Source organism: Mogibacterium sp. CM50 (genome assembly GCF_000293155.1).
Classification (GTDB): Bacteria; Bacillota; Clostridia; order Peptostreptococcales; family Anaerovoracaceae; genus Mogibacterium; species Mogibacterium timidum.
In genome coordinates, this window is the sequence record NZ_ALNL01000012.1 from 30,603 (window position 1) to 49,809 (window position 19,207).

Sequence of the window (19,207 nt, forward strand, 5' to 3'; positions counted from 1 at the left end):
TTGATTGACTATGTGGTTACACACCGTTATGCCGTTTGCATAATTTATAGTTGATATGTATAAATATACTCGTACAGGTTCAAGCTGTCAAGAGGTATTTGAATTTTATTTCATTATCTTGAAATTTTATGCAGAAGAAGGCGTGCAATATACGGTCTCTGGTATTTATCTGCTGTCTGTTTTTATCCGCTTGTTGTTATAAAGCAGACATGTCTTGGCCAGAAATTTCCCGAAGGGCATAGATTAGCTTATTCTCTTCAATGCAAAGAAGAGCCTGTCAATAAAAGAAAGGCTTGTCCTGTTTACGGTCAAGGCTTATACGTTTTGCCTTAACTAGAAAATCCCCATATTCTTGAACAGAAACAGCCACCCGAATATCGTCAGTATTGAAAACCCGGTTGTAAATATAACCGCATTGCCTGCCAGATCTCCGTCGCTGCCCATGGACTTTGCCATCGTAAACGAAGACACTGCGCATGGTGCAGACATCATGACGATCAGCGATACGAATTCCACGCCGCGGAAACCGAACAGCACAGCCAACGAGAGGCCTATCGCGGGCTGTATAAGCAGCTTTGTAATTGTTACAATGCTGAGATTACGCCTGTCGGTATTGATACTCTTGATGTTGAAGGACGCACCGAGCATAATCATAGCCATCGGAGTGGTGCATTCGGACATGGTATAGATTACGTTATCTACGGATTTTGGAACCCTGATGTCAAGTACAATTGCGACAGCTGCCGCCAGAGCACCGAGGATAATCGGGTTCATGATAATCTTGCTGAACATTTTGGAGATGTCGGCATGCCCGCCGCGATAGTACTCAAGGATGATAACCGCTATTATATTGTAAATAGGTACAATGACAGCCACGAGGACGGCTGTCGTCGAGACGTTGCCTCGACCGCAAATATTCAAAGCAATCGGCAGTCCCATCAGCACAAAGTTGCTGCGGTACATTGCCTGAATCATGGCGCCGCGGGTCTCCGGACGTTTCTCTATCCTGTGCACGATCGGTACGCTCGCTGCGATGAAGGCAAACAGGAATACTATGGCAAATATTGTGAGTCCGGGATTGAAAGCCGTGCTCGGCTTTGCCCCATAAAGGTTCTCGAACATCATCGGCGGAAATAGCACAATAAAGACGAGGTGATTGAATCTGCTCACCTCGTCGTCATTTATCAGTCCTGCTCGCTTGACGAGCATCCCGATCAGTAGATAAATCATCAGCGGAATAACCGCATTTATACAAATCCAGAAATTCTGTACCATTATAACCTCGACATGACTTCATTTGCGTACTCGCGGCAAGTTGCGCCGCCTGCCAGTCCGGTCATGCGTGCGCCGAGCTTCTCATCGGCTGCTGCCAGCGCTGTCTCAAGCTTGCCTGACTCCGCTGCGTATCCGACGTGGGACAGCATCATAGACGCGGCCTTGAGCAGACTCGCCGGATTGGCGTACTCGCCCAGCCCTTCTTCAATCATGCGCGGTGCACTGCCATGAATAGCTTCAAATATAGCGTAGTTCCTGCCGATATTTGCGCTGCCTGCCGTGCCGACACCGCCTTGGATCTGAGCTGCTTCGTCAGTTATTATATCACCATACAGGTTAGGAAGCACGAAAACCTCAAAATCGCTTCTGATGTCCTCGTTGACCAGGTTGGCAGCCATAATGTCGATGAACCATGAGTCTGTCTCGATTTCCGGATAATCCTCGGCAACTTCGCGGCAGATGTTGAGGAAGTTGCCGTCAGTCTTTTTCATGATATTGGCTTTGGTAATAATCGATACACGCTTCTTACCGTTAGCTCTAGCATACTCGTAGGCCGCACGAGCTATTCGCCTCGTCCCTTCGTCCGTCGTAACCTTGAAATCCACCGCGAACTCGCCTCTGATATACGCACCTCTGCTGCCGAGGGCATACTCACCCTCGGTATTCTCGCGGAAGAAGGTCCAATCTATACCCTCTTCAGGAATCACCACCGGTCTGACGTTGGCGAACAGATCGAAGGCCTTGCGCAGATAGACGTTGGCGCTTTCGATATTTGCTGCATTCATGGCTGCGTTAGGTGTCGTCGTCGGCCCTTTGAGGAGGACGTCGCACTCCTGCATCGCTGCCATGATGTTGTCCGGGACTGTCTTGCCTGCGGCCAGTCTGTTCTCCAGAGTGAATCCGCCGATCGGACGCAGCGCGACTTCGCCGCCGGCAAGTCTGTCCCGGAGCAATGTGTTAAGCACTGCTTCGACTTCTCGCATGATGATCGGTCCGATTCCGTCACCACCTGCGGTGCCGATTATTATCTGCTTTGCCTTATAATTACCGGAGAATTCCGTGCTCATCGGCTCCGCAGCTCTCTCGCTTCTCATGCGCTCATTTCTGGCAACCTGCTCGCGCAGCATCGACTCGAAATTCTGAACTGCCGCTGCGATGTCGTGCTCAATTTCAGTGCTGTATGTGCTCTTACTCATTTCAATCTCCAATCCTAGTTACCGAGTGCTGTGTAATCCAGCAATCCGCCGGCCAGCAGAACAGCCTTCTGCCTCTCAGCTAAATCCATGCGCAGCGGAATCTCCTTGTCTCCGGCATGCAACACGATTCTATCATCTGCAAGAGCAGCTCTGACATTATCCAGTCTGAGTTCATCGCCCTGCTCTATCCTGTCATAATCCTCGGGCTTCTCAAATATCAGCGGCAAGATGCCTGCGTTTACCAGATTTGCCGCGTGGATTCTGGCAAAGCTCTTGGCTATTACTGCCTTTATTCCGAGATACAGCGGCGCTAGCGCTGCGTGCTCCCTTGACGAGCCCTGACCGTAATTGGATCCTCCTACAATGAAGCCCTTGCCGGCTGCCTTTGCTCTGGATGCGAAGGTCTCATCCACTACGTTGAAGCAGAACTCCGAGATCTTAGGCACGTTGGATCTGTATGGCAGCACCTTGGCTCCTGCCGGCATGATGTGATCTGTGGTGATGTTATCACCTACCTTGAGGATGACCGCGGCCTCGATCCGGTCATCCAGCGGGCCGGTCTCCGGGAACGGCTTGATGTTAGGGCCGCGGAGCACCTCTGCCGTCTCGGCCTCACAGGTCGGCAGCGGTGCGATGATTCCGTCATCGTTGATGCGGAATCTGTCCGGCTGCTGCGGCCGCTCGATCGGCGGCATGGTTGTCGGATCGGTGATGGTACCTGTAAGCGCAGACGCTGCAGCTGTCTCAGGACTCACCAGGTATACCTGACCGTCCTTAGTTCCTGAACGTCCGAGGAAATTGCGGTTGAATGTACGAAGACTTACTCCCCCGGAATTTGGAGCAAACCCCATACCGATACAAGGTCCGCAAGCGCACTCTAGGATTCTGGCGCCGGCATCTATCATGGCGGTGAGAGCTCCACTCTCTGCCATCATCGAGAACACCTGCCTCGACCCCGGGGAGATGCCCAGGCTGACTCCGTCTGCAATCTTGTGACCTTTCAGCACAGATGCCGCCTTAGTCATGTCGGCAAACGAGGAGTTGGTGCAGGAGCCGATTGCAACCTGATCAACCTTGATACCGGTCAGCTCGCGAACCGGCTTGACGTTGTCAGGGCTGTGAGGACATGCTGCCATAGGCTCCAGCTCGCTGAGATTGATAGTATAGCGTTCGGCATATTCAGCGTCTGAATCGCCGGTCAGAGGAGACCAGTCAGCCTCCCTGCCCTGAGCCGCCATGAACTGCCTGGTCACCTCATCCGACGGAAAAATCGAGGTAGTAGCGCCCAGCTCAGCGCCCATATTGGTGATAGTAGCCCTCTCAGGTACGCTGAGCGTCGCTACACCCTCGCCGCCGTATTCTACAATCGCACCGACTCCGCCTTTGACAGATAGCATCCGCAGAACCTCCAAAATAATATCCTTGGCGCTGACATTAGGGCGGAGCTGTCCGATTAGCTCCACAAAGGTCATCCTTGGCATAGGTATATGGTAAGCTCCGCCCGCCATGGCAACGGCCACATCCATACCGCCGGCGCCCATCGCCAGCATGCCGAGTCCGCCGCCGGTCGGCGTATGCGAGTCCGAACCAATCAGAGTCTTGCCCGGAATTCCAAATCTCTCATAATGAACCTGGTGGCAGATGCCGTTGCCGGGCCTGGAAAAATAGATACCGTGCTTGGCAGCAACACTCTGAATATATCTGTGGTCATCTGCATTCTCAAACCCGGACTGCAGAGTGTTGTGATCGATGTACGCGACGGAACGCTCAGTCTTGACCTGTGGAATCCCCATCGCCTCAAACTCCAGATACGCCATAGTTCCCGTCGCATCCTGAGTCAGAGTCTGGTCTATCCTGAGCCCAATCTCCTCTCCCGTCTTCATCTCGCCGCTCACCAGATGAGCCCTAATGATTTTCTCTGCTATTGTATAACCCATTTTAACGTTACTCCCCTTCAGTCCTCTATATATTCTATGCTTGATATTCAACGTACCCTTGTGCATCTCATTGCCGGACACAAGCTGTCATACGCTCGCCATCACCAGTTCTTGCCGTCAGTCTCGCCGCTTACGTATTCATTAACCAGGTGGTCGATCTCATCAGCTCCGATTACCGATACTCTGCCATTGTTGTACTGGTCATCAATCCATCTCTTGATGTAGCTTACAACCTCGCTATGCTTATCAACCCTGCGATCACCCTCGAGGTGATACTTCTCATTCAGCCATACCGCAACGCCTGCAGCGCCGCTGTTCTGGTTAATCGAAACCAGCGGCGGTCTGTTGAGGAACTTCTTGGTATCAAATATATTGTATATCTCTTCATTCTTGAGCAAACCGTCTGCGTGAATTCCCGCCTTGGTGACATTGAAATTCTTGCCGACGAACGGAGTTTGCTCAGGAATCTTATATCCGATTATATTCTCGTAGTATTCCGCCAGCTCGGTGATTACCGTCGTATCCATGCCGTCAAGCGTGCCGCGCAGCTGCGCGTATTCGAAGACCATCGCCTCCAGCGGAACATTCCCGGTTCTTTCCCCTATGCCAAAAAGCGTAGTATTTACCGCAGATGCCCCGTACAGCCACGCGGTAGCGGCATTTGTAACCGCTTTGTAGAAATCATTGTGACCGTGCCACTCTATCATCTCACTGGGAACACCGGCATAGTGCTGCAACCCGTAAATGATGCCCGGAACCGAGCGAGGCATAGCGACGCCGCCGTAAGGAATCCCATAACCGAGGGTGTCGCATGCGCGAATCCTAACCGACATGTTTGCCTGCTCCGCGAGCTCCTGTATAGCCTTGACAAATGGAACTACAAATCCGTAGAAATCTGCCCTCGTTATATCCTCGAGATGACAGCGCGGCATAACACCTGCCTCAAACGCATCCGAAATCACCGACAGATAGTGCTCCATCGCCTGTCTCCTGTTCATGCCCAGCTTGGTGAAGATGTGGTAGTCCGAGCAGCTGACCAAAATGCCGGTCTCCTTGACACCGATATCGTGAACCAGCTTGAAGTCCTCCTTCTTGGCCCTTATCCACGTTGTTATCTCCGGAAAATCCAGACCCAGCTCTCTGCACTTCTCGATTGCCCGTCTATCCCTCTCGCTATAGACGAAGAACTCCGTCTGACGAATCTTGCCGTTTGGTCCGGACAGCCTTGACAGCATCCTGTAGATGTCCACTATCTGATCTACTGTGTATGGTTCGCGCGACTGCTGACCATCGCGAAATGTCGTGTCTGTAATCCATATCTCCTTAGGCATGCCCAATGGATTTCTTCTAAAGTTGAAGGATACCTTTGGAATCTCCGTATACTCGAAGAATTCACGCATCAAGTTAGGCTCTTCAACATCCTGCAGCCGGTAGTTATATGGATCCTGTTCCAGCAGATTTGATTGCTTGTTGATCTTGATGTCATTCATTTATTTCACGCATAATCCGATTATCATAGATGATATTGGATGTTTCCTCTCTCCCGGTATTGCCGGGGTAATTAAAATCTAATATACAATTTGTTTATGCACTGTAGACTTGTTTCTACGTAAAATCGGAGTCTCTTGATCTTATCTCTTTATCTCCGGTCAAACTATCCGTCATATATAGCCCTGCGTTAATCTGCGTTAAATTGTATACATGTATATTAATATGCAATATTTATTATGTCAAGTGACCGTCGTCACCACGGCCAAACCAGCTCATAAAAAATCCCCTCGCCGACAGCCCGGCGAGGGGTTCGCATATTACCTATCCAGTATCTCTCTGAGCCGCTTCACCTTATCTCTGCTGATTGGCAGAATGGTTTCGGGATAGCCCTCCATCTTGAGACAGTAATTATTCTTACCCCACGGAAACACTTCGCTGACCTTGACCGGATTAACCATATAACTCTTGTGTATTCGAAACAGGTCCGGCAGCCTGCGCTCCATAATTCCAATTGAATCCGGATCAAAGTATTTATTTCCGGTCATATACACGTTGCAGCCTCGTTCGTAGGTTTCAATATACACAATTTTATCCATGTCCACATATATTGTCCTGTCCCTGCCGTGGATCGGCAGCCTGCGTATCGACTGCTCTTCTTCAGCCCCTGCCTTCGCAAGCCCTTCTGCTATCTGCGCGGGCTCGCCCTCATTGCGCTGAGCTGATTGCTCTCGCACCTTAGCCACAATTCGTTCGATGCGTTCCGGCTCAAATGGCTTCATTATGTAGTCGTCAACCTCCAGCTGAAAGGCCTCCACCGCATAATCGGAATACGCCGTGACGAAACATATCATCATATCAGGCTGCAGCCTTTGAAAGGTCGGCACAAGCGCTGTGCTCTTCACATCTCCGAGGTTAATATCCAAAAACAGCAGGTCTATGTCGGTATCAGTCAGCAGCCGAACCGCCGCAACTCCCGAATCAGCATATACAATATGCGCCTCAGGCAGGATATTCTCAAGCTCATAGCGGAGGCCTTCTCTAGCCGGGCGTTCGTCATCTACAATCGCAATGCTAATCACACTATCTGTCTCCCTGTTCATCTTGTCGCTCCCCATAGAAATCAATCTCAATCACCGTACCGTCGCCATCACTCGTAATCTGCAGGCCACCCTCATTGCCATAGATGGCTTTGAGCCTGCGATTTACGTTAGTAAGCCCGATATGATCGTCTATATCGTTATCGGCTGCGATATCCGCCAGTACCGCCTCGGGAATTCCCGGCCCCCTATCGCGAATCCTGACGCTTACACCGCCTTCAAGACGGCTGACCCTCACTGTTACATGCCTATACCCGTCTGCTGATATTCCGTACCTGACAGCATTCTCGATTATTGGCTGCAGTATCAATATCGGCACCGGTATATCAGATTCTGTATCCTCGTAAAATCTGATATCCAGCTTCTCCTCAAAACGCGCTTCCTCAATCCTGAGATAGTCCTTCACATGCTGAATTTCATCAGCCAACGGCGTCATGAAATTGCGCTGCTTCAGGCTATACCTGAAATACGAAGCCAGTACGCGCAGCAGCTTGACCGCTCGCTCGGAATCCTCGCGACATACGAAGGAAATGGTATTTAGCGCATTGAACAGAAAATGCGGATTGACTTGAAACTGCAGCGCCTTGAGCTCTGCCTGCGACGTCAGCTCCAGCTGCTTGCTCAGCTCACGCTTGGATAGCTGAAACAGTATCAGATTGTGAACTATCCGGATGAATTCCAGCTCAATGGTCTTTTGGAACCACGTGCGCTTCACCCACACGACGAGACTGCCTCGTACCTGTCCGTTTACCGCGAACGGCACTGCTGCCGAATAGTTGTCGTTGAGAGCAGCTTCCCAAACGCTCCCTTCAGGTGGAGTTTCCATCGTCTCAAGCTGACCCGAATTCATAGCATGCACGGCTATCAGCGGCAGCTCCGTCATCTCGTCCACGGTCAAGCGTATGTCAGGATGGCGCCAGTGCAGGATCTTACTCCTGTCGGTAATCATCACCCCGCTGTAATCGAAGTTATCCATCAGTATGTCTATAAATGTCGACAGGTTATCCGCATAACTCCTGTCGTTTTCAAATAAATCCATCAGCTCACCTGTCACTGTCCCGATGCGCTGCAGCTGACGCGTAGTCTCGGCATCCTGCTGTATGAACACATAGTTGAAGTTCGCGATGAATACCATAAGACCGACTACGTTTATTAACATCATCGGAATGCTCATCTCTATGATGGCCTCTATGGCTACCTTCATGGATACGGTAAGTCTGAGTAGCGAGAATATCTCAAACAGCTCGGCAAAGACAGCCAGCAGTATGAGATCGCGATATTTCCACTTACCACGCTGAAAGTATGGATAGAAGCCTGCTCCGAGCAAACCGAAGCAGACTGTTGAGAACGCCTCGGAATGGGCAAGCACAGCCGGTGATGCCGTCAGCAGCACGTAGAGGCCGCCGAGCATAGAGGCAAAAAAGCCGACAAGCGGACCTCCCAACAGACCTGCCGACATCGCGCCTATCATCCTGGTGTTAAATCCGTAGAGCCCCATATTCACCTCAAGCGATGTCGAGCCGACGATGAGCGCTACGAATACCAGAGACAACACAAAATCCTGCTTCACGCTTCTGTGTTCCTGCAGTATGGTCTTCCGGAACACGTGAATATGCGAAAGCAGGTTAGCAATTATTATTAATGCGGCAAGGTTGATGATCAGATGATCGGCAAGTTCCCCAGTCAGCATTTCAGCCCCCTTTTTGGGCGTATGAAACCTTTTCTGTAAATTAGTCTTCTGTGGCGGATTAGTAGGCGTATCCCCCTATTTGTAAGGGATACGCTTTTAAGTTAATATAGTAAATTTACTTGAGCATGTCAAGATACACTAATCCGGAGACCGTTTCAAGGTTATTCATAAAACTGAAACGCCCTAACAAGCTGATACAAGGAAGGTCAGAATATTTATGCTCAAACCGACAGCCCGTAAAGATAGAAAGATAGATTGAACCCCAAAAGACCCACCGGCAAATGCCGGCGGGTCTTTTGAGTATGTATGATATTCTGAATCAGAGTATCTCTTAGTATGTTACGACCTTCTTGTCGTCGAATACGTCGTGGTCCAGCTCACCAAGCTTGCTTGCAACGAGCATTCCAACCATTACGTCTACGTCTACGTTCATCAATGTACGGAACATTCCGGCGAACCAGTCGATCCCGATGAGAATAGCGATGCTCTCGAGCGGAAGTCCCAGCGAGCTTGCAAGGAATGTGTATACGATTACCGAACCCCCGGGTACGGAAATTGTTCCGAGGCACATCAGACAAGACAGGAGAATAGCCATTCCCATCTGGTATGCACTCAGGTTGATGTGCAACGACTGTGCCATAAAGAAGATAGCAGCCACGTAACACTGAGCTGCTCCGCAGCTGTTCATCGCCATCGTTATAGGCCCGGTAAAATCAGCAACCTTACGGCTAACGCCGAACTTCGTAACCTCGTCCTCGATCTTAGTCGGCAGGCAGATAGCACCGGAAGTCGTCGTAACAGCCATGATGGACATCTTGGCAAACTTCTTAGGCATCCTGCTCAACCTGGTCTTGGTAAGGAAGCCGGTAAGCGGTGTATACAGCAAGAACTGAATAACATCTCCGATAAGCAGCAGCAGCAAGAACTTGAGCATCGGAATGATCACCTTGAAGCCTGTAGAGCCTGCAACATTTGCAAGCAGGCAGAAAATACCGATTGGAGCGACCTTCATTACGATCTTGATGATTGCGGTGATCGTTCCGTTTATTCCGTTAATCCAATCAACTACGGTTCTGTTACCGCTCTGTCTGGCGTAAGATCCCATCGCTACACCAAAGAACAGCGCAAATACTATACACGGAACCATCGCTCCCTCAGCCATCGACTGCACCACATTGGTAGGTACGAAGTTGAGGATAGTATCCTGCAGCGAAGCTGACTTCACCGACTGTTTTGCAACTCCCGCAGCCTGCGAGATGTCTATTCCGACACCCGGTTTCATGACCATCGAGAGTATAACTCCGAGTCCTGCAGATATAATCGTGAAGATAATAATCCATTTGAAGGTGTGGAATCCCATCTTGCCGACATCCTGACCGTCTCCGCTTCCTACTGCGCCGGCAACCGCTGTCATTACAAGCAATACAACAGACATCTGGATCAATCTCAGGAAGATGTTTCCGATGAATGCCAGATTTGCCGCCCAAGGTCCTACGAGAGATCCGAATACAATACCTGCAACGGTCGCAATCAGGATCTGGGTAGTAAGTGAAATCTTGAATCTCTTCTTAGTCTCCATTTTGAATACCCCGTATAACATATAAATTTTGAATATCCCAATACTTTATTTAAGCCTTATTTTACCTGTGACGTTCATCTAATCAACATATTTTGCTTAAACAGTGGATTTGCCCGTTTGAACAGTACTCGATGTGAATTCTCAGCAAAATAAAATCGGGAGAGCTCGTACTCTCCCGGCATTTCCCCATGTTATCTGCGTAGCTGCCGCGATGTGCGTTCTCCGTGCCCATCGCGTCGAACCACTCCCGATATTCTCCCATGTTATCTGCATATCTATCCAAACTGCACAGCTGTTATGTATCAGCTATGTCGGATATGTCGGCTCGCGTTCACGTTTGTGTTTCCTTTGCTGCATACGCTATCTGCTGCGTGTGCTCTAATATTCCTAAATAAACCACTCCGGATCCTTACGCTTAAAGTGCAGCTTCTCCCTGGCGATACGTGTCGCCTTGGCAAGAGATCCGTAGAAGCCTCTCGCATCCTGAGGACAAGCCTTGATGCATGCCGTGCACGAAATGCATTTCTTAGGATCCGACTTTCTGAGATTCTTGGAATCTATGGCGCCGACCGGACACACCTCTGCGCAGGTACCGCAATCTATGCACATCGAGTTCGCAGTCGGATGGATGGGCAGGCTAACAGGCTTGCGCTTAGGCATAGAGCCCGAGATTGCCAGCGGTGCCAGTCTCCCTCGCATCGAATCTATATCAGTACATACGAAGCGCTTGAGCTTCTTGGCGCTAATCCTGCTGAATTCAAGCATCTTCTTGATGTCATTCTCATCCGGCCTGTGCTCCGCAATCTTGGGGAACATCGAGTGCTGAGCGATAAACGCAGCCGCACTTATCACGTTGAAGCCCTGCTCGCCCGCATAGGTATACAGTTCGTATAGCGCGTCACCATAGCTGTTGTTGCCATATGCCACCAGCGCAATCATGTACGCTCCATTGCCGTTGACCTTGGCAAGCATCTCCTTGCAAATCTCCGGGATTCTGCCCGACATGACCGGCATTCCCATGATAACTATGGTCTCCTCGCTGCAGTCTATCGAAGGGCTGATGCCGGGATGCTTGGTCAGCTCCAGCATATCGTAGAACGAATAGCCCAGATCATCCAGACAGCTGTCCCGCATATTGTCAGTTATTTCTATTGTAATCTTCTTGGTGATCTTAGCCGTCTCGCCGGATGGACTAAAATACATGCCTACAACGTTTTTAATCATGTTTGAATCTCACACAGCTGTATCTAATTCCGCTCATAATTCGTATATGAATGCAGTCTATGAGATATCCTTCCTCAAATATAAATGAATTTTACCACGAGGAATAAAATAGAATGTTTAATTAGTGTGCATTTTTGTGAAGATAAAATGAAAAGCACAGGTCACACCAACCTGTGCCGATTAATACAGCATCTTGCTTTTAAACGCCCCATTTTAGGAAATGACTCAGATATTCTTTAAACCCATCAAGATTCAGCAACCAACATATCGTTATGATTACTGCCATTATAAAGAAGGCACAATTGATGCGTTTGATATGCTGTTTTTCAGTCTTTATTTCTTTATCATTTAAACGGTAAATAAAATACATTAATAAGAATATTGTGTTAATAAGCACCACTCCGATTGCATCTATTGTTATGAGCAACCTAAATATACTCATCTTATTTATGTTATTCAATACAGATGTTGTAAACGTTATCCCGCCAACAAACGCTAGAACGATTGCTGCAAATATTCCTAAGATCGTTACATATTCCCTTTCAATACCTTTGGTTTCGGCATGTAATTTTTCTTTTGCATCATCAATGCTATCTTCAAATATATTATTGACATTTTCTATTTGATGTGACGCTAGTTGTGTATGATCGTACATTTTCACGATAATTTTCATTGTGTCATCGTTAACCACGTTGTTTGCCTCAAGAACATACATGAGCGCATCTTCAATGTTGGTCAAAAATCGTCCACGCATCTTTGATTCTAAGCCAAAAAAGTGACTGCTAATCTCTGAATAAAGTATTCTATCCAATTTATCACTAGATTTAATATATTCATCTATTATGTCAACCAAATCTTTAGGTTGAAAACTAACAGAATCTGCGCTTAATAACTTACACAGTGAACGCAACATTTTTTTCGTATTTTTATATTGCGATGGATTTTGTCCTTCGTGACTGAATGTATCATCATCGGTTTTTAATAAATCAACCTCTAAACTATCATTCCTCATTGAAATATGACCTCATTGCCTCAATTGTAATATCATTATTTTTATATGGAACATAGGCATTCTTCCAAGGTGCCTGTAGATGTGTAATTTTGACCAAATCCGTAGCCGAATACCCTGAAAGTTTATCTACGACTAACTTAATCAATTTTTTGTCGTCGTCGTCAATATGATTATCATCATACTCGTGTACAATACTATCCCAAGTAGCTTCCTCATCAACATAACGAAATTTGTTTACAGGTGGTATATCTGTGCTTCCATATTGTTTAAATTCATGATATGCCACAGGTACAACAGGGCCAAAATCCCAAGCTTCTATTTTTTCTATGAAACAAGGTTTCTTCCCTTTTACCAAAAAATACACTTGAATAAAATAAAGCAATTTCTGAAGTTTTAAATTAGAAACCCCATAGTCTTTTTCATTACTGTAATTTATTACAAATCTGCATACATCAAGAACTCGATACATACCCTCTCCTCCTTAAGTACAAATATTATAGCACGCTATAATATTTCAAACATGCAAAATCTCAATCATTTAAGTCCTTATTATTACAAATTACGTCGCTTTTTACTTTTATATGCTCTTTGCCATATTTAGCATTACAACATAAGAAGAGGTATTTTGCAGTGCCCAACAATGACAAAGACATTCACATATCCACTTTGTCTAAATTATAATCCTCTGCCCACTGATTAAAGTAGTCGATCTGCATAGCCTTCTTCATCTTGTCCAATGTCTGTTCTGCCTCTGCATTGGCCTTCTCTGTACCCTTGCGTAATACGTCTACAACAACCTCTGGATGCTCCTCGTAGTATGCGCGCCTCTCGCGGATCGGCACGAGGAATTCATTAAGCACCTTGAGCAGGAACTTCTTGACCTTTACATCACCGAGTCCGCCGCGCCTGTAGTGTGACTTGAGCTCATCGAGATTCTTGTACTCAGGCAGGTATTTCTCGAAAGAATCGGGTTGCACTAACGCATCCAGATATGTGAATACAGTGTTGCCCTCGACCTGGCCGGGATCCTCGATCCTGATGTGGTTAGGATCCGTGTACATGCTCATAACCTTGGTCCTGAGCTCCTCCTCGCTGTCGGAGAGGTAGATAGTGTTGCCGAGCGACTTGCTCATCTTGGCTTGTCCATCCGTTCCCGGCAGTCTCAGACAAGCCTTGTTGTACGGCAGATATATCTCCGGCTCGACAAGCACTTCGCCGTACGTAGCGTTGAACTTGCGGACAATCTCGCGGCACTGCTCGATCATCGGTTCCTGATCCTCGCCAACCGGAACGATAGTACCCATAAACGCCGTGATATCCGAAGCCTGACTGATAGGATATGTAAAGAATCCGACCGGCAGATTGGCCTCAAATCCGCGCATCTTGATCTCGTTCTTGACAGTTGGATTACGCTGAACTCTGGCGACTGTGACAAGGTTCATGTAGTACATCGTCATCTCGTGCAGCGCCGGGATCTTAGACTGGATAAATATAGTTGTGCGGTCCGGATCGATTCCGATTGACAGATAATCCATCGTAACCTGCAGTACGCTCTCGCGCACCTTCTCAGGATTATCCGCATTGTCAGTCAGCGCCTGCGCATCTGCAATCATGATGAACATCTTGTCGATGCTCGGGTCTTCCTGCAGGATGAGTCTCTGTCTGAGAGAACCCACGTAATGTCCGATATGAAGCCTGCCGGTGGGTCTGTCACCGGTCAATACGATTTTATCTTTAGCCATGTTATTACCTCTTATTTTCTAAATGCTTATATTGGATCCCGGATCTTGCGCCTGACATATCTAATATATAAAGTGTAGCGGTCAGCACCACAACATTCGGCTTAGAACTGCTTTCTGCTGTTTGTGCGCTGCGATTAACACACTGCGGTATCAGTTAGCCGCGCCATCGCGTCCCATAGATAGCATCTTCGGTGGCAACTCCGTCCATGTATATGTCCGTATCCTCAAGCGGTATGTCGTCTGCAAGCAGCTTCTCAAAACAGATGGCCAGCTTGATGAAGCCTGCCGCTCTGAGGAATCTATCATAGTATCCTGCCCCGTGTCCGATTCTCCTCCCGTCCTCGGCACATGCCACACATGGAACAATAGCGAGATCGAACTCGTCTGAGGTTATCTCCTTAGCCTCCGGCAACGGTTCTCTGATGCCAAATGCTCCTCTTGTGAGCTCATCCCCCAGCTTGTATTCCTTGACAACCATCTCATGAGGACCGATGCAGAGTGGGATACCGACACGCTTTCCTTCAGCAAGTGCTTTATCTATAATAGCATCCGTAATCGGTTCGCCGGCCATGGACATGTAGCAAAATATAGTCCCTGCCGTCTTGTAAGCCGGAGATGCCGTCACCCGCTCGGCGATGCGCCTGCTCGCTTCTTCTATATATTCAGAAGACAGCCCTTTGACAATCTCCCTGCACCTCGCCCTGAGAGCCCTTTTATTCTGTTGTATCTCCGCGCTCGTCGGGTTTCTATCTGTGTCCACTGCAGCTCCTTTTCTCCTATTACAGTTTGCTGATAATATCCTTCTTGATCATTTTGGTATATATAATCGACATCGCAAGTCCGACGAACTCGGCGATAACAAACGACCACCATACGATGTCGATGTTGCCTAACCTGGACAGCAGATATGCAGCCGGAAGCAGCACGACTAGCTGTCTCACAATTGAAATATTCATACTGTATACACTCTTGCCGAGAGCCTGGAATACGCCTCCTCGCATAATCGAATATCCCGCCAGCGGGAATGCCAGCGACAGCACTCTCAGCTCGACAGTTCCGATCTTGAGCAGCTCAGGAGAAGCTGCGAAGAAACCCAGCAGCACGTTCGGAATTACCCAGAATATTATCAGCCCGATTGACATTATGACTACTCCATATATGGCAGCCAGCTTCATAGCCTGCTCCATCCGCTTTCGGTTGCGCGCACCGTAGTTGTAAGCGATGATAGGCACTATACCGTTGTTCATGCCGAAGACAGGCATGAAGATGAAGCTCTGCAGCTTGAAGTAAGCTCCAAAGGCCGCAACCGCTGTGGTTGTAAACGCTACCAGTATCTGATTGAGACCGAATACCATGACCGAACCGACTGATTGCATGATAATCGACGGAATTCCAATTGCGTATATCTCCTTGATAGTTTTCCATCCCGGTCTGAAACGCTTGAAGCTGATGCGCACCTCACGGTTCTTGGTAAGATTGAAGTATACCCCCAACAAAGCACCGACCGTCTGTCCAAACACTGTCGCAACAGCTGCTCCGGCGATACCCATCTTAGGGGCCCCGAGCAGCCCGAATATCAGAATCGGATCCATGATGATGTTGATAACTGCACCTGTGCTCTGAGTGATAAAGATGTAGATGGTCTTGCCTGTGCTCTGCAGGAGTCTCTCGATAGTAATCTGCAGGAATACCATGATAGACAGCCAGCAAACGATACTCAGGTATGTCTCCCCGTAGTCAATAATCTTCTGGTTGCCGGTCTGCATCGCCATAAACGGTTTAGCAAAAAATCCCACGATTATGAACAGCACATACGTCACAAAGCAAAGGAAGATACCGTTTTCGGCTGTCGCATTTACCTTACCGAAGCTCTTGGCTCCGAGGTAACGCGACATGAGAGCACTCATACCAACCGCTGTGCCTATACCAAACGCAATCATCATCGACTGGATAGGAAAGCATAGCGAAACAGCAGTCAACGCATCCTCGTCAATCTGCGCCACAAATATGCTGTCGACGATATTGTACAGTGACTGCACGAACATCGACACCATCAGCGGCACCGATAGCTTGATGATCAGCGGCGGTATGGCTGCGGTCCCCAGTATGTTTTCCTTTGTATCTATTGTATCTGTCTCTTTACCCATCATTCCCCCTGTGTAAAGCTTTTATATAAACAAAAATGACTGAATGACAGCCTCCCCCAAGCACCATTCAATCTTCTTAGTCATTATACCATCTTGTGCTTTGATTTTTCCAGTGTCAACTGCACGAAAGCGATCGGCTTTTGCACTATTTACGTATATTTCATGTATGTTTTCTCACCTTTTACGCACCATGCACGACAAACTGCAGACAGTACGCAAGCATTGTACTCGCAATTATGCTCTATATGGAATGGAGCTGTCGAAACAGTGTTATCGAACGGCATCTATCATTCAGCGCACATCCAACACCCATGGATACCCATACACTGAGTCTCGCCGGAATACTCGCACAGAAAAAACGCGGCACAAGCCACGCTTTTTCCATTGCAGTATATTTATTATTAAGGATGTCACAGCCCGAAGGCTTGGAACAACAAATTTACATGAGAGAAGCTACGCACTTCTCCACTTCCTCCATCTTGGCAGTCGGTTCGAACCTGGCAACGACGTTGCCGTTTCTATCAACCACAAACTTGGTGAAATTCCACTTGATATCGGGATTATTCTTGTAATCCTTGTCCATTTTCTTAACGACTAGTGAAAGTCCGGTTGCTTTGAGCCCTTTACCGAGCCCCTGAAAGCCTTGCTCCTGCTTGAGGAATCTATACAGCTCCAGCTGATTCTCGCCATTAACATCCGACTTCTTCATCTGAGGGAACTTCGTGTTGTAGTGAAGCGTGCAGAACTCGTGAATCTCATCGTCGGAACCCGGCGCCTGTCCTGCGAACTGGTTGCAAGGAATATCGAGCACCTCCAATCCCCGATCATGGTATTTTTCATACATATCTTCGATTGGCTCATACTGTGGCGTAAATCCACATCCTGTCGCTGTGTTGACAACCAGCACTACCTTACCCTCGTAAGCCTTCATCGAGATTTCGCTGCCATCAGCTGCCGGAACCGTGTAATCGTAAAAACTCATATCCCTTTCCTCCTCGGTTATGCTGCAAGGTGCCCGGCATATCCGCAGCATACGCTGCACTCCAACCCCTTAGCTCCGTTCTCTGCAGCTCTTGCATATACAATTATATTGCATCAAATTGTTTTGTCAACGATTTAAATTGCACTTATATAAATACTTGTCGAATGCGGTCACTTCCCCGAGATTCGTGCAGTAAAATCATCCCTTACCAGGTGACTCGCCCATCACCCTTGATGTCTATCTTGTCTCCGAGGAATGTCGGCTTAGTCTTGAGCAGACACTGCACAAAAGCCTTCTCTCTGGACAGAAATTCTCTGACAGCTCTACGCTCATCCCCGGGATAATCCTTCTCAACTGCGCTGACTCCAACCGCTTCTATACCAAGTCTTCTGGCCGTGTATAATGAACGCCCCTCGTGGTAGTGTTGGGTGACGATTACGGCCGAATTCACACCAAATACAGCACGCGCACGATACATCGATTCGTAGGTCGAAAAGCCTGCATGGTCGAGAAAAATGTCCTCAGCCGAGACCCCGTGTTCTAAGCAGTAATTACGCATAACCTTGACCTCATCGTAATTTGCCTTGCCATTGTCGCCGGAGAGCAGCAGCTTGGGCGCGGCTCCGGCCTTATACAGTTCAATACCTCGATCCAGACGATCCTGCAGAATCTTGGTTGGCTTGCCGTTTCCGTACACGCCGGCTCCCAGCACAATGATACAGTCACGAGGTTCGCTTGACACCTGATCCGGTGTCCGGAGGTATCTCTCGCCGCCAAATTTTACGAAAAGATTTATCCCGACTATCACCAGGACGAGCAACAATATTAACTTAATTATGAATTTAAAAATCTTAAGCATAGTTAATATGATATTCCTCGTTCGTGTCGTACGCAAGGAATTAATGTAAAAAAAGCAAAACCGAGCTCCATAGCGAGCCGCAAATATCACGGTGGCGCAACTCTGATGGAGCCCGGTTATTCATTTATCGCACTGCTCACGGCGTGCGACATCATCAAATTAGTCGAGGAATTTTACAGCTGTGCCGTAAGCCATAACCTCTGCAGCGTTCTGCATTACCGATGCAGACGAGTAACGAATCGCCACGATAGCGTCCGCACCTACAGACTCGGCCTCTTCAACCATTCTCTTGGTTGCCAGCGCTCTGGCGTTGTTCATCATCTCGTTATACTTAACGAGCTCACCGCCGACAAGAGTCTTAAACCCCGCCCCGATGTCTCTGATAGCATTAACAGTCTGAATTGTGCTACCTTTAACCAAGCCGACAGTCTCAAGCTTTCTGCCTGCAATTTCATTAGTAGTTACTAAGATCATCGTCTTCTCCCTTCTGAATCTCGCGGATTCTCTCAATCAAGATGTGCAGCACCCCATATACAAACCCGGCACAGATAAGCGCCGCAATTATTCTCGCTCCCAATGGTAACCCCGGAATGAAGGTAAATCCTACAAAATATGCCAGAATTGTTCCAATCACAATTCCAATGATTACAACTGCTACCAATATACTGCCGATCTTATTCTTCATCTAAATAATCTCTTCTCTTAAATACCCGCGAATACCCGAGCCGCCAATATTGACCGCCCCGCATTTCATATTAATTATACGTGAGACATCCGGTTCAGGCAATTCCGCGCGACAAAATTTAAGGAAGGCTTAAGATAATGCTTATGGAGATTCTCATTTGCGACTATATATTACAAATCCCATAGATAAAAGCAAGTATCTCAAAGAACTTGGATAAAGAAGATCCGGGCGAGGCGAAAGATGATCTTTTTCACTTGATCCTCATCCTGCATGTTGGAATCCTGTAGTGGA

Annotated in this window: 17 protein-coding genes; all 17 read right to left on the minus strand. The window is 48.0% G+C overall.

Annotated elements, in window-relative coordinates:
* Window positions 1-333: 333 nt before the first annotated feature.
* Entirely contained in the window at window positions 334-1,275 is a 942-nt protein-coding gene (locus HMPREF1152_RS01405; protein WP_009643493.1) for an AEC family transporter, read from the minus strand.
* Window positions 1,275-2,471 (minus strand): isocitrate/isopropylmalate family dehydrogenase, encoded by a 1,197-nt coding sequence (locus tag HMPREF1152_RS01410; RefSeq protein WP_009643440.1) that lies wholly within the window; start codon window positions 2,469-2,471, stop codon window positions 1,275-1,277. Before HMPREF1152_RS01410 ends, HMPREF1152_RS01405 begins: the two co-directional genes overlap by 1 nt.
* Before the next feature lie 14 nt (window positions 2,472-2,485).
* Window positions 2,486-4,408 carry an aconitate hydratase gene (locus tag HMPREF1152_RS01415; protein WP_009643336.1) on the minus strand — a complete coding sequence of 641 codons (1,923 nt, stop codon included), beginning with the start codon at window positions 4,406-4,408 and terminating at the stop codon, window positions 2,486-2,488.
* A gap of 101 nt (window positions 4,409-4,509) precedes the next feature.
* Window positions 4,510-5,898: a hypothetical protein gene (locus tag HMPREF1152_RS01420; RefSeq protein WP_009643362.1), complete on the minus strand. Its 1,389-nt coding sequence runs from the start codon at window positions 5,896-5,898 to the stop codon at window positions 4,510-4,512.
* A gap of 318 nt (window positions 5,899-6,216) precedes the next feature.
* The gene (locus HMPREF1152_RS01425; RefSeq protein ID WP_050992590.1) at window positions 6,217-6,999 is read right to left on the minus strand and encodes a LytR/AlgR family response regulator transcription factor; all 783 of its coding nucleotides are present in this window, start codon (window positions 6,997-6,999) and stop codon (window positions 6,217-6,219) included.
* Window positions 6,980-8,686, minus strand: coding sequence for a histidine kinase (locus HMPREF1152_RS01430; protein ID WP_009643448.1), 1,707 nt, complete (start codon window positions 8,684-8,686; stop codon window positions 6,980-6,982). The genes HMPREF1152_RS01425 and HMPREF1152_RS01430 overlap by 20 nt, the downstream gene beginning before the upstream one ends.
* 331 nt (window positions 8,687-9,017) lie before the next feature.
* On the minus strand, window positions 9,018-10,265 hold the full coding sequence (locus HMPREF1152_RS01435; protein WP_009643427.1) for a dicarboxylate/amino acid:cation symporter: 1,248 nt from the start codon (window positions 10,263-10,265) through the stop codon (window positions 9,018-9,020).
* A 387-nt stretch (window positions 10,266-10,652) separates the two neighbouring features.
* Window positions 10,653-11,489 carry a 4Fe-4S binding protein gene (locus HMPREF1152_RS01440; RefSeq protein ID WP_009643359.1) on the minus strand — a complete coding sequence of 279 codons (837 nt, stop codon included), beginning with the start codon at window positions 11,487-11,489 and terminating at the stop codon, window positions 10,653-10,655.
* 199 nt (window positions 11,490-11,688) lie between these two features.
* Entirely contained in the window at window positions 11,689-12,501 is an 813-nt protein-coding gene (locus HMPREF1152_RS01445) for a hypothetical protein (protein WP_009643456.1), read from the minus strand.
* Window positions 12,491-12,970 carry a Panacea domain-containing protein gene (locus tag HMPREF1152_RS01450; protein ID WP_009643345.1) on the minus strand — a complete coding sequence of 160 codons (480 nt, stop codon included), beginning with the start codon at window positions 12,968-12,970 and terminating at the stop codon, window positions 12,491-12,493. The genes HMPREF1152_RS01445 and HMPREF1152_RS01450 overlap by 11 nt, the downstream gene beginning before the upstream one ends.
* Window positions 12,971-13,154: 184 nt before the next feature.
* Window positions 13,155-14,243, minus strand: a complete 1,089-nt coding sequence (trpS, locus tag HMPREF1152_RS01455) for a tryptophan--tRNA ligase (RefSeq protein WP_009643434.1) — start codon at window positions 14,241-14,243, stop codon at window positions 13,155-13,157.
* A gap of 154 nt (window positions 14,244-14,397) precedes the next feature.
* Window positions 14,398-15,003, minus strand: coding sequence for a 5-formyltetrahydrofolate cyclo-ligase (locus HMPREF1152_RS01460; protein WP_009643358.1), 606 nt, complete (start codon window positions 15,001-15,003; stop codon window positions 14,398-14,400).
* A 19-nt stretch (window positions 15,004-15,022) separates the two neighbouring features.
* The gene (locus tag HMPREF1152_RS01465) at window positions 15,023-16,390 is read right to left on the minus strand and encodes an MATE family efflux transporter (protein WP_009643454.1); all 1,368 of its coding nucleotides are present in this window, start codon (window positions 16,388-16,390) and stop codon (window positions 15,023-15,025) included.
* 439 nt (window positions 16,391-16,829) lie between these two features.
* On the minus strand, window positions 16,830-17,372 hold the full coding sequence (locus HMPREF1152_RS01470) for a glutathione peroxidase (RefSeq protein WP_009643370.1): 543 nt from the start codon (window positions 17,370-17,372) through the stop codon (window positions 16,830-16,832).
* Window positions 17,373-17,577: 205 nt separating this feature from the next.
* Window positions 17,578-18,231, minus strand: a complete 654-nt coding sequence (locus tag HMPREF1152_RS01475; protein WP_009643516.1) for a SanA/YdcF family protein — start codon at window positions 18,229-18,231, stop codon at window positions 17,578-17,580.
* A gap of 159 nt (window positions 18,232-18,390) precedes the next feature.
* The gene (locus HMPREF1152_RS01480) at window positions 18,391-18,705 is read right to left on the minus strand and encodes a heavy metal-binding domain-containing protein (RefSeq protein WP_009643424.1); all 315 of its coding nucleotides are present in this window, start codon (window positions 18,703-18,705) and stop codon (window positions 18,391-18,393) included.
* Complete coding sequence (locus HMPREF1152_RS01485) at window positions 18,686-18,916, minus strand: hypothetical protein (protein WP_009643492.1); 231 nt, start codon at window positions 18,914-18,916, stop codon at window positions 18,686-18,688. The genes HMPREF1152_RS01480 and HMPREF1152_RS01485 overlap by 20 nt, the downstream gene beginning before the upstream one ends.
* Between the last annotated feature and the right edge of the window lie 291 nt (window positions 18,917-19,207).